General features: G+C 61.9%; 10 protein-coding genes. 5 read left to right on the plus strand and 5 right to left on the minus strand.

Annotated features, from left to right (window positions below):
• Positions 1 to 80: 80 nt before the first annotated feature.
• From P3C29_RS22725 to P3C29_RS22735, 3 genes are all read left to right on the plus strand, one after another.
• On the plus strand, positions 81 to 902 hold the full coding sequence (locus tag P3C29_RS22725) for a carbon-nitrogen hydrolase family protein (RefSeq protein WP_201125270.1): 822 nt from the start codon (positions 81 to 83) through the stop codon (positions 900 to 902).
• Positions 903 to 1058: 156 nt separating this feature from the next.
• Complete coding sequence (locus tag P3C29_RS22730) at positions 1059 to 2384, plus strand: APC family permease (RefSeq protein WP_275965497.1); 1326 nt, start codon at positions 1059 to 1061, stop codon at positions 2382 to 2384.
• Between the two features lie 100 nt (positions 2385 to 2484).
• On the plus strand, positions 2485 to 2757 hold the full coding sequence (locus tag P3C29_RS22735; protein WP_010170240.1) for a type B 50S ribosomal protein L31: 273 nt from the start codon (positions 2485 to 2487) through the stop codon (positions 2755 to 2757).
• Between the two features lie 25 nt (positions 2758 to 2782).
• Here the strand turns inward: P3C29_RS22735 and P3C29_RS22740 are convergent, their stop codons facing one another.
• The 4 genes from P3C29_RS22740 to P3C29_RS22755 form a co-directional block, all read right to left on the minus strand.
• The gene (locus P3C29_RS22740) at positions 2783 to 4189 is read right to left on the minus strand and encodes an ATP-binding protein (protein WP_275965498.1); all 1407 of its coding nucleotides are present in this window, start codon (positions 4187 to 4189) and stop codon (positions 2783 to 2785) included.
• Positions 4190 to 4191: 2 nt separating this feature from the next.
• Positions 4192 to 5997, minus strand: coding sequence for a DAHL domain-containing protein (locus P3C29_RS22745; protein ID WP_275965499.1), 1806 nt, complete (start codon positions 5995 to 5997; stop codon positions 4192 to 4194).
• Positions 5994 to 6926, minus strand: coding sequence for a cytochrome c peroxidase (locus P3C29_RS22750; protein ID WP_275965505.1), 933 nt, complete (start codon positions 6924 to 6926; stop codon positions 5994 to 5996). Before P3C29_RS22750 ends, P3C29_RS22745 begins: the two co-directional genes overlap by 4 nt.
• Positions 6927 to 7007: 81 nt before the next feature.
• A complete protein-coding gene (locus tag P3C29_RS22755; RefSeq protein ID WP_275965500.1) occupies positions 7008 to 8882 on the minus strand; it encodes a GGDEF and EAL domain-containing protein in 1875 nt (624 codons plus the stop codon).
• A gap of 258 nt (positions 8883 to 9140) precedes the next feature.
• Here P3C29_RS22755 and P3C29_RS22760 point away from each other — a divergent pair, with 258 nt between their 5' ends.
• Together P3C29_RS22760 and P3C29_RS22765 are read left to right on the plus strand one after the other, a co-directional pair.
• Positions 9141 to 10487 (plus strand): HD domain-containing phosphohydrolase, encoded by a 1347-nt coding sequence (locus P3C29_RS22760; protein WP_275965501.1) that lies wholly within the window; start codon positions 9141 to 9143, stop codon positions 10485 to 10487.
• 48 nt (positions 10488 to 10535) lie between these two features.
• Positions 10536 to 10946 (plus strand): NUDIX domain-containing protein, encoded by a 411-nt coding sequence (locus P3C29_RS22765; RefSeq protein WP_177116181.1) that lies wholly within the window; start codon positions 10536 to 10538, stop codon positions 10944 to 10946.
• Positions 10947 to 10994: 48 nt separating this feature from the next.
• Here P3C29_RS22765 and metR read toward each other — a convergent pair whose 3' ends face one another.
• The gene (gene metR, locus P3C29_RS22770; RefSeq protein ID WP_010170229.1) at positions 10995 to 11912 is read right to left on the minus strand and encodes a transcriptional regulator MetR; all 918 of its coding nucleotides are present in this window, start codon (positions 11910 to 11912) and stop codon (positions 10995 to 10997) included.
• Between the last annotated feature and the right edge of the window lie 77 nt (positions 11913 to 11989).

Here is an 11989-nt window from a genome sequence, read left to right on the forward strand (position 1 = left end):
AGGGTTAACCCGGCTGCGTGATTTCCCGAGTGATTGCGGCCTGCGCATACTGCGCCACAGTTAAAACAACAGGACACACCATGAAGGTCGAATTTGCCCAACTGGCAGGCCGCGATAACGGCACAGCTTACAACCTTGAGCGCGCTTTGGCGGCGATTGCCGCGTGTGCGGCCGATACCCAACTGGTCGTGTTCCCGGAAACCCACCTGATGGGCTTCCCGACCGCCAGCACCGTGGCGGACGTCGCCGAACCGGTGGACGGCCCGACCGTGCAGGCCATTATCCAGGCTGCGCGAGCGCGCAACATCGCCGTGGTCATCGGCATGGCCGAGAACGACGCGGGCCAATTCTATAACACCACTTTGATGATCACCCCCGAAGGCATCGCCCTGCGTTATCGCAAGACCCACCTGTGGGCCTCGGACCGCGGCGTGTTCACCCCGGGTGATCGCTACGCCACCTGCGTGTGGAACGACGTGCGCGTGGGCCTGTTGATCTGCTACGACATCGAATTCCCGGAAACCGCCCGCGCCCTGGCGCAGGTGGGCGCTGAAGTGTTGATCGTCACCAACGGCAACATGGACCCCTATGGCCCGACTCACCGCACCGCGATCATGGCCCGCGCCCAGGAAAACCAGGCGTTTGCGCTGATGGTCAACCGGGTGGAAGCGGGTGACGACGGCCTGATGTTCGCCGGTGGCAGTGCCCTGGTGGACCCGTTCGGCACCTTGCTGTTTGAAGCCGGGCGTGAAGAAGGCCAGTTCAGGGTCGAGCTGGACCTTGGACAACTGGCGGCAGCGCGACAGGACTATCGCTACCTGGATGACCAGCGCTTGAAATTGCCGGGGGAGGTGATTGAGCGCGAGGACGGTACACGGGAGTTGTTGATCCCCAAGGCCTGATCTCACTGGCAAATGGAATTGCTGTGGTGAGCGAGCTTGCCTCGCGCGGGGCAAGCCCACTCACCACAAAGGCTGTGCCTTACATAAAAAATAAAGACATTCGCAACACCGACTTCAGTTCTGCCATAACTCTAATAATTGCGCGGAGAATCGCTCATGGCTCGTTTGCAACGCACCCTGTCGTTAGGGTCGGTGGTGCTGTTTGGCATCGCCTATATGACACCGATCATTGTCCTGGGTACCTTCGGCATCCTGGCGCAATCCACCGCCGGCATGGTCCCGGCCGCTTACCTGGCCGCCCTGGTGGCGATGTTCTTCACCGCCATGAGCTACGGCCGCATGGCCTCGGCGTTCCCGGTGGCCGGGTCGGCCTACAGCTACGTGCGCAAGGCCATCAGCCCCAAGCTCGGGTTTATCGCCGGTTGGGCGGTGCTGCTCGACTACCTGTTCCTGCCCATGGCCATCTGGCTGATCGGCGCGGCCTACCTGCATTCAGCCTTCCCGGCCGTGCCGCAATGGGTATGGGTCCTGGCGTTTATCGGGGTCACCAGCGTGATCAATATCATCGGCCTGAAACTCGCCAACGGCATCAACGCCTTGCTGATGCTGGTGCAGTTCCTGGTGCTGATTGCCTTCGTCGCGCTGTGCATCCACTACATCGGCGGTGACGCCAGCAAGCCGCTGTGGACCATCACCCCGTTCTTCAACGGCCAGATGCAAATGCCGCTGATCATGAGCGGCGCGGCGATCGCCTGCTATTCGTTCCTGGGCTTCGACGCGGTCAGCACTCTGACCGAGGAAACCCGTGACCCACGCCGCACCATTCCCCGGGCGATCATGTTGATCACCCTGATCGGCGGGCTGATCTTCGTCGGCGTGTCGTACTTCGTGCAGATCGCCCACCCGTCGTTCGAATTTACCGACGTGGACTCGGCCGCCTATGAGATTGCCCGCAACATTGGCGGCGACCTGTTCGTGTCGATCTTCCTGATCGGCCTGATCGTCGGCCAGTTCGCCTCGGGGCTGTCGGCCCAGGCCAGCGGTTCGCGGTTGCTGTTTGCGATGGGCCGCGACGGGGTGTTGCCCAAGTCGTTCTTCGGCACGTTGCATGCGCGTTTCGGTACGCCGGTGAACAGCATCCTGCTGTGCGCCGTGGTTGCGTTGCTGGCGCTGAAGCTGGACGTCACCACCTCCACCTCGTTCATCAACTTCGGCGCCTTCCTGGCCTTCAGCCTGGTGAACCTGTCGGTGATCTTCCACTACTGGATCGGCGCCAAACAGCTTGGGCTGCGGGAGCTGGTGCTGTTCCTGGTGTTCCCGACCATCGGCCTGCTGGCGGATGTGTGGTTGATGGTCAGCCTCGATCACCTGGCGATTTACCTGGGCCTGAGCTGGTTGGCGATTGGCCTGGTGTACCTGGGTTTCCTGACCCGGGGCTTTTCGCAGCAACCACCGGAGATGGATTTCCAGGAAGCCGCATAGAAGCTTGAGGTCTATTCTTATTGCAATCGGTTCTCGTTTGGGCGCATCATTTGTGTTACTGTATAACACTGATTGATCACCCAGACGCCCCGGAGGCCTTATGAAACCTGGTATCCACCCCGACTACCGTACCGTGTTGTTCCACGACACCGCCGCCGATGTGTTCTTCCTGATCGGTTCCACCGTGGAAACCGACCGTACGCAAAAGCACAGCGACGGCAACACCTACCCTTACGTGCTCCTCGACGTGTCCAGCGCCTCGCACCCGGTGTACACCGGCCAGCAGCGCAAGACCCAGTCCGAAGGCCGCATCGCCGGCTTCAACAAGCGTTTTGCGTCGTTTGGTTCGGCCCCGAAGAACGCCGAAGCCTGAGCCTGTCCCCTGTAGAGGCGCGCCTTTACAGGGGATCTGCCGTCTGGCGAATCGGCAATACCACCCGAAACGTCGTGCCCTTGCCCACTTCGCTGTTCACCGAAATCGTCCCGTGATGCTTCTTCACGATCCCGTACGACAGTGACAGCCCCAGGCCTGTGCCTTCGCCCACCGGCTTGGTGGTGAAGAAAGGGTCAAATATTTTCTGCACACTCTCCGGCGCGATCCCGCAGCCGGTGTCCGCCACTTCCAGCCAGACCTTGTCGCCCTCCACGCCGTTGCTGAGGGTGATGGTGCCGCGTTCCGGGCCCATGGCCTGGGCGGCGTTGATCACCAGGTTCATCACCACCTGATTGAGCTGCGAGGCCAGGCATTCAATGTCCGGCAGCACCTGGAAATGCTTGACCACATCGGCCTTGTACTTGAGTTCGCTGGCGACGATGTTCAGGGTCGAGTCGATCCCCTGTTGCAGGTTTGCCCACTGCCATTGCTCGTCGTTGTCGACCCGCGAGAAATCCTTCAGGTCCTTGACGATCTGGGCCACGCGGCCAATGCCGTCCTTGGATTCGTGGATCAGAACCGGGATGTCTTCCTTGAGAAACTCCAGGTCCATGGCCTTGCGCAGGCTTTGCAAGTGCGTCAGGCATTCGCCGGGCGCGAGGGCTTCTTCGGCCTGCCGATAGGCGTCGAGCATCTGTTGCAACTGTTTGAAGTAGCCGTCCAGGGTGCTCAGGTTGGAGGAGATAAACCCTACCGGGTTGTTGATTTCATGGGCCACGCCCGCCGCGAGCTGGCCCAGGGACGCGAGTTTTTCCGATTGCACCAATTGGCTTTCCAGTTGCTTGCGCTCATCGATTTCCAGTTGCAGCGCCTGGCTGGTCAGGGTCAACGCCTGGGTGCGTTGCTCCACCAGATGCTCCAGGTGACTGGTTTGCAGGGACGCGCGCCGGGCCATGTCCCATTTGGCAGCGAGGGTGCTGGCCATCTGTTGGACTTCGATGTTGTCGAAGGGCTTTTTCAGGATCAGCAGGCGGTCATGGGCGTGCAGGCGAAACAGCAGTTCTTCCCAGGAATAATCGGAGTAGGCGGTGCACACCACCACTTGCAGGTGCGGGTCGACTTTCCACAGCGCTTCGATGGTTTGCGCGCCGTCCCAGCCCTGGGGCATGCGCATGTCCACAAAGGCCAGGGCGTAGGGGCGCTCTTGTTGCATGGCCTGGCACAGCAGCTGCAACCCTTCCTGGCCACCGTAGGCTGAATCCAGCGTGAACGCCTGGGCCTGGGGTTTGACGCTGTCGCCGAACAGCGCGGTTTCCATCTCGTCCAGTTCCAGGTTCGACTCCACGAGCGGCGTCAGGATCTTGCGGAAGTCCTGGTGAATCGACGGGGTGTCATCAATCAGCAGGATTCGCCGGTTCGGTGGTTGGTTCATGCTCATGTCCGTGCGGGGTCAAGGGGGATGTGCAAGGTGAACACCGCGCCTTTGCCCGGGCCGTCGCTGTGGGCGGTCAGGCGGCCCTTCATTTCCAGGGCGGCCAGGGCGCAACTGTGCAGGCCGAAGCCGTGGCCTTCCTTGCGGGTGGTGAAACCGTGGGTGAAGATTCTGGTCATGTTTTCTGCCGGTATGCCTTCGCCCTCGTCCTTGACGCTGATCTGCAAGGTGCCGTCGTCCAGCGGCAGCACCGTCAGGGTCATTTGCCGGGTGCGGTCGGTGAGGTTGGACATGGCGTACTTGGCGTTGCTGATCAGGTTGACCAGGATCAGCAGCAACCGATGCTTGTCGGCCATGATCTCGGGCACGTCGTGGTAGTCCTTGACCACCGTCACATGGTGGCGGCTCAGGGCCCCGGAGTTCATGCGCAGGGCATCTTCCATCAACGCACTGATATGCACCGGCTCCAGCAGCGTGGACGCACCGGCGTAGGACTGTTGGGTGGACACAATGTCCTTGATGTGGTCGACGCTTTTGCTCAGTTGCGCCAGTTCCTCGGTGAGGCCCTGCTGTTCAGTGGCGATGGCCTCGACCAACTGGTTCAGGTAGCCGGGCAGCAGCTTGCCTTTTTCATCCTCCGTGAGAAAGGTGCCGAGGTCATGGCGGTGCTCGTTGATCAACTGCATGGCCTTGCCCAGCCCCAGCGCCTTGCTGGTGCGCAGCTTGCGCGCCACCAGCTCGGCAGAGATGTTCACGCTGTTGAGCACGTTGCCGACGTTGTGCAGCACGTTGGTCGCGATCTCTGCCATGCCGGCCTGGCGCGCGCTGTCCAGGAGTTCGCCCTGGGCATCCTTGAGTTCCCGGGTGCGCTCTTCAACGCGCTGCTCAAGGCTTTCGTTAACCACATGCAGGGCCCGGTTGACCCGGTTGATCTCGGCAAAACTGCGCAACAGGCGAATCGCCAGGTACAGCAGCAGCGCCACCAGCAAGGTGGAAAACACCAGCAGATAGCGGTGGTATTTCTGGTCGAGCAGGTCGGCCGCCGTCTGGTCCTGGTTGAGCTGGTTGGTCAGGTCGTCCAGGCGTTCGGCCAGCGGCACGGCGGCGATGCGTTCAAGCAGGCCGTTGACCACGGGCTGTTCCCGCAGGATCAGCGAAATGTGATTGCTGAGAATCTCCACCGGCACCTGGAACGACTCGGGCAGGCTCAGTTTGTTGATCGCCAGTTTATTGAGGCCCACCAGGATGTCGGCGGCCTTGTCGTCGCTGGTCACCTGGGCGAATTCGAGGCTGCTGAGGAGCACGTCGTAGGTGTCGGTGGCGATGCTTTGCTGGAGCAGTTTGTCGGTGTCGGTGAGCGCCAGGAACTGCGCCTGGATATCGTCCTCGGCGGTGGGCAGGAAGGCCAGGGAATTGCGCAACACCGCGTTGTGGGACTTGAACTGGTCCACCAGCCGGGCCTTTTCCTGGATCGCCTGGCGATAGGCGTCCTGGCCGGCCTGCCAGCGGGCCGGGTCTTCGTGACGGTGTTGCGATTCGCGCCGCTCCAGGCTGGCCCACAGGCGGTTCATTTCGCTGAGGGGCGCCACCAGTGGGTCGTAGTTGTGGGTCAGGGCAATCCTGGCCTTGAGCACTTCACTGTCCCATTGTGAGTTCAGTTGCTTGATTTCGCGGATCAGGTCGCGGGACTCGGTGTAGGTGGTGGTCTGGTCACTCGACGACTTGAGGTACAAAAAAACCAGGGTCGAGGCGAGTATCAGGGTCATGGTGCTGAGCATGAGCTGGGTGGCGCGGCGTGAGAGTTTCATAGTGGCTTGCCTGCCCATTCGCCGGTCAGGGTTTTCAGGAACAGCACGATCAGGGTCGTGTCTTCAGCCGAGGGAACGCGACCCAGTTGGTACTTGAACATCACGTCGACGGCTTCTTCGAGGGTCTTGGCCGAGGCGTCGTGAAAGTACGGTGCGGTGACCGCCACATTGCGCAGGCTGGGCACTTTGAACACGTTGCGGTCTTCCTCGTCCTTGGTCAGCAGGTAGCGTCCCAGGTCGGCCTCGGTGGGGTTGCCACGGGCCTTGAAGTAGTCGCCCATCACGCCGAACTTCTGGTACATGTTGCCGCCGATATTGGCACCCTGATGACAGGCGATGCAGCCGTATTCCTTGAAGCGCTGGTAGCCGTATTTTTCTTTAAGGGTGAGGATGTCGGTGTTGCCTTCCAGGTATTGGTCGAAGCGCGAATGCGGGGTGAGTAAGGTGCGCTCATAGGTCGCCAGGGCGTTTTGCACATTGGCGGGTGTGATGCCGTCGGGGTAGATCTGCTGAAATGTGGCCTGGTAATGGGGCAGTGCCGACAAGGTTGTCACCACCGTTTGCCAGTCGTTGCCCATCTCCATCGGGCTGGTGACCACCTGCTCGACCTGTGCCTCCAGGGTGTCGACCCGGGCATTCCAGAACTGCTTGAAGTTCAGGCTGGCGTTGAACACGGTCGGGGTGTTCAGCGCCACCGGCTTGCCGTCGAAACCCAGGGAGAAGGGCCGGTTGTCGACGCCGCCGGTTTGCAAGTCATGGCAGCTGGCGCAGGACTTGGTGTTATTGACCGACAGCCGTGTTTCATTGAACAACTGACGCCCCAGCTCCACCGTTGCCACGTCCAGCAACGGCAGCGGCGGCAGCGGTTTGAGGGGTTCATCCAGCGGTGCGGCCATCACCGGCAGGCAGGTCGCCAGCCAAAGCGTGATGGCGAGCCCGGGCGCCCGGGAAGACCGGAGAACGTAGCGTGGCGTGGCGTCGCTCAAGCGATGATTCCTTGGGGCAGAAGGTTATTGGCTGGGCATCAGGGTGCGTCGCCCGGCTTGCATCAGTTGGGCGAACTCTTCGGCGGGCACGGCCTTGCTGAACAGGAAACCCTGGCCCTCTTCGCAGTGGTGGGCCTTGAGGAAATCCAGCTGCTCCACCGTCTCCACGCCTTCGGCAATGATGTTCAGGTCCAGGCTTTTACCCAGGCTGATGATCGCGCTGATCAATTGCGCGTCCTGGGTGTTTTTACTCAAGCCGCGAATGAACGACTGGTCGATTTTCAGCACATCAATCGGAAACCGCCGCAGGTAGCTGAGGCTGGAGTAGCCGGTGCCGAAATCATCCACCGCCAGGCGCACGCCCATGGTCTTGATTGCCCGCAGTGTGGTCAGGGTGTCCTCGACGTTTTGCATCAGCACGCTTTCGGTAATCTCAAGCTCCAGCAAGCCCGGCGCGAGGTGGGTGCGTTCGAGGATGGCCGCCAGGTTGGCGACAAAATCCCGCTGGCGAAAATCGATGGCCGAGATGTTCACCGAAATGCACAACGGGGTCAGGCCGCAGGCCTGCCAGGCTTGGGCTTGCTCGCAGGCCTGGCCCAGTACCCATTGGCTCAGGGGCACGATCAGGCCGCTGTCTTCGGCCACCGGGATAAAGGCCGACGGGTAGACCCAGCCATGGTCGGGCTGATGCCAGCGAATCAAGGCCTCCGCGCCGACGATCCGCCCGCTGTTCAAATCCAGTTTCGGCTGGTAGTGCAAGACAAACTCATCGCGTTGCAGGGCCAGCCGAATCGCGGTCTCCAGGCTTTGTTGTTCCTGGGCGCGGCGGTTCATGTCATCAATGAAAAAGCTGAAGTCATTGGGGCCATGATCCTTGGCGGCGTGCATGGCGGTTTCGGCTTTCTTGATCAACTCCACGGCGCTGAAACTGTCGTTGGGGTAAATGCTGATGCCCAGGCTGGCGGTGACGCTCAGGTCGTGGCCGGCCACGTAGCGAATGTGGCTGACGGCCTTGAGGACTTTTTCGGCAATGTGCTGGGTTTGCTGGGGATGATGAACGTCGTTGAGGATCAGCACGAACTCGTCGGAGCCATAGCGAAACACCGAGTCTGATTCGCGCACGGTCGCCACCAGGCTTTGGCTGACTTGCTTGAGCACTTCATCGCCCACCGGGTGGCCCAGGGCGTTGTTGATGCGCTTGAAGCGGTCCAGGCCGATAAACATCACCGCCAACTGGGTGTCGTGGCGCCTGCAGACCGCGATGGCCTGGGTCAGCCGATCGCCCAGCAAGGTGCTGTTGGGCAGCTCGGTGAGGGCGTCGTATTGCAGCAGGTGCGAGACCTTGAGCAGTTCCTGCACCCGCTCCTCCACCGTACGCTCCAGGCCCATCAGCTTGAGCGCGGCATCTTGTGCCAGTTGCCATTTCCAGGTGAGGGCGCTGGCCATCTGGCGGATTTCGAGGTTGTCGAAGGGTTTTTTCAGGATCAGCAGTTGGTCGTCGTATTTGAGCCGCGCCTCGATGGCTTCGAAGGAGTAGTCGGAGTAGGCCGTGCACAGGGCGATTTGCAGGTGCGGGTCGACGGCCCACAGCTGTTCGATGGTCTCCAGGCCATCCCAGCCCGGGGGCATGCGCATGTCGATAAACACCAGGGCGTAGGGCGTGTTGGCGGCCAGGGACCTGGTCACCAGGGCCAGCGCTTCCTGGCCCTGGTAGGCCGAGTCCAGCAGGAACGTCTGGCGCACCGCCGGGGCGGTGCCGAACAGGGTCTCTTCGATGCTGTCCAGGGACTGGCCGCCGTTGGCGTCGGCCTCGAGGATCTTGCGGAAGTCTTCGTGGATCGACGCGGTGTCGTCGACGATCAGGATTCGCCGGTTGGCCCGTGTGGAGCGCGGGTTCACGAGCGGTTCCGGGAGGCGCTCAACTGCATTTTCTGGCGCATGTGGCTTCCTTACCTTGAGTGCATCGGTAAACAGGGGCGGTCATGGGCTTCATGCCACAAGCATAGTTGGCTCCCTTGAATAAGTCGGCCAGTTGGCGTCAAATCAACGCCAGTTACCCCCGTCTTCATCTAGCGCTCAATGCACCTGCAAGTACAGCGATTGATGATGACCGGGGCGCAATGGTGCAATTTTGTGTCATTGAGAGGAGGTGTCGCCATGGACGAGCAACTTGCTACGACTGCCCCCTACACCCCCACGATTCTTCTGGTCGATGACGAAGAGTCGATCCTCAACAGCCTGCGCCGCCTGCTGCGTGGCCAACCCTATGACGTGCTGCTGGCCGGCAGCGGCGCCCAGGCCCTGGAAATCATGGCGGCCCGGCCCATCGACCTGATCATGACCGACGCCCGCATGCCGGCCATGGACGGTGCGATGCTGCTGGCCGAGACCCACCGGCTGTACCCGGCCACCACGCGCATCCTGCTGACCGGCTACGCCGACATGAGCATGATGATCAAGGCGATCAACGAAGGGCAGATCCACCGCTACATCAGCAAACCCTGGAACGACGAGGAAATGCTCCTGACCTTGCGCCAGTCCCTGGAGCACCAGCATTCCGAGCGTGAGCGGCTGCGCCTTGAACAGTTGACCCGCGAGCAGAACGACCAGCTGAAAGCCCTCAATGCGACCCTCGAAAAACGCGTCGTGGCGCGCACCTCCGAGCTGCAGCAGACCGCCGACATGCTCGACCTGGCCTACGATGAGCTCAAGCGCAGCTACGTGACCGGTACCGAGGTGTTTTCGCTGCTGGCCAACCTGCGGCTGCCCAAGGAAAAACAGACCAACCGCCAATTGATCGAACTGATCCGCGTGTACTGCAAGTTCCAGCCCATGGACGAAGCCAGCGCGCGCGACCTGACCATGGCCGCCGCGCTCTATAACATCGGCAAGCTGAGTTGGAGCGACAGCATGATGGTGTCGCCCTCCGACCTGCTGCACAGCACCGACCGTGAACGCTACCGCGCGTACCCGGCTCAGAGTGAATCGTTGCTGATGACCCTGGAGCCGATGAAAGATGCCGCGCGCCTGATCCGCCATCACCAGGAGCGCTGGGACGGCAGCGGCTTTCCCGACCACCTCAAGGGTGACGCGATTCCGTTCGGCTCGCGCCTGTTGAAGCTGGCGGTGGACTTTATCGAACTGCAACGCGGCCTGATCCTGGAGCGGCAAATGAACAGCGACGAAGCGCTGCTCTACATCCGCAAATACGCCGGGCGTCTTTACGACCCGGACATGGTGGAAGACTTTGTCCAGGCCTGCGCCGCATTCCTCAGCGACGTGACCCTGGGCGACCCGACCGTGAAAGTCCTGACCACCCGCGAGCTGGCCGAAGGCATGGTACTGGCGCGTAATCTCAACGCCGACAACGGCATGTTGCTGCTCAACGCCGGCAAGGTGCTGAACCTGCCGCTGGTGGACAAGCTGATTGCGTTCGAGGCCATGGAGGGGGCGAAGTACAGCGTGTTTATCAAAGCGCCGGATGAGGCGCTGCTTTCGGGTTGAGGCCGGTTCATGGGATCCTTGCGCCTTTGTATCGAAGGCGACCCTCCCATGACCTCCACCATTCGCATCGCCGCCGCCCTGCTGATCGGCAGCGACGGCCAGACCCTGCTGGTGCGCAAGCGCGGCACCCAGGCCTTTATGCAGCCGGGCGGCAAGATCGACGCCGGCGAGCAACCTGCCGAGGCCCTGGCCCGCGAGCTGCACGAAGAACTGGGCCTGCGGATTGATCCGGCGGCGGCGGTGTACCTGGGCCAGTTCTCGGCCCCGGCGGCGAATGAGCCGGGGTTTGTGGTGCAGGCCGAGTTGTTCCAGGTGCACATCGACGTGCCGGTGACCCCGGCCGCCGAGATTGAAGAGGTGCGCTGGATCGACCCGGCCGGCGACGGCGATTTGCACCTTGCGCCCCTGACCCGGGACCTGATCCTGCCGTTCTACCGCGCGTCTCTAACGGGTGCGTGAAACTGTGGTGAGGGAGCAAGCTCCCTCACCACAGGTACCCGCTGTTCATCAGCGTACGGCGCTGACCCCATCCAGGGTCGAGAACGAGGTGTCCTTGGCCGTCAGCAAAAAGTCGCGCATGTACGGCGCGTCGAGCATGTCGGCGCGAATCCCGGCGTACAGCGTGGCAAACAGGCCTTTCTCTCCCAGCCGCTTGGCTTTCACATACCCCCGGGAGCTGTATTCATGCAGTGCCCAATGGGGCATGCCGCACACACCGCGACCGCTGGCCACCAACTGCATCATCATCACCGTCAGCTCCGAGGTGCGCACCTGGGCCGGTTCCACATCGGCCGGTTCCAGGAAGCGGGTGAAGATGTCCAGGCGGTCGCGCTCCACCGGGTAGGTGATCAGGGTTTCGCTGATCAGGTCTTCGGGCACGATGTACGGCTTGTTCGCCAGCGGGTGCTGGTTGGCCACCGCGAGCATGGCCTCGTAGGTGAACAACGGCACATAGGTGATGCCCGGCAGCTCCAGCGGGTCGGAGGTCACCACCAGGTCCAGGTCGCCACGGGCCAGGGCCGGCAACGGCGCGAAGGCGAAGCCGGAGGCCAGGTCCAGCTCGACTTCCGGCCAGGCGTCGCGGAACTGGTCGATGGTCGGCATCAGCCACTGGAAGCAACTGTGGCACTCGATGGCCATGTGCAAGCGACCGGCCGTGCCGCCGGCCAGGCGTGCGATGTCACGCTCGGCGCCGCGCAGCAGGGGCAGGGTGGCGTCCGCCAGTTGCAGCAGGCGCAGCCCGGCGCTGGTGAAGCGCAGCGGCTTGGTCTTGCGCACAAACAACGGCATGCCCAGGCGTTCCTCAAGCTCCTTGAACTGGTGGGAAAGCGCGGACTGGGTCAGGTGCAGGCGTTCAGCGGCTTCCACCAGGCTGTCGGCTTCGCGCAGGGCGTGCAGGGTCTTGAGATGACGGATTTCGAGCACGGGCTCTCCATGAATATAACTTGTGACAAATTCGAATAGGGTGAGTTTGTCTCATGTTGCGATGCCTGTCGACAGTG

It is taken from the genome of Pseudomonas sp. 1912-s, from assembly GCF_029269205.1.
GTDB lineage: Bacteria > Pseudomonadota > Gammaproteobacteria > Pseudomonadales > Pseudomonadaceae > Aquipseudomonas.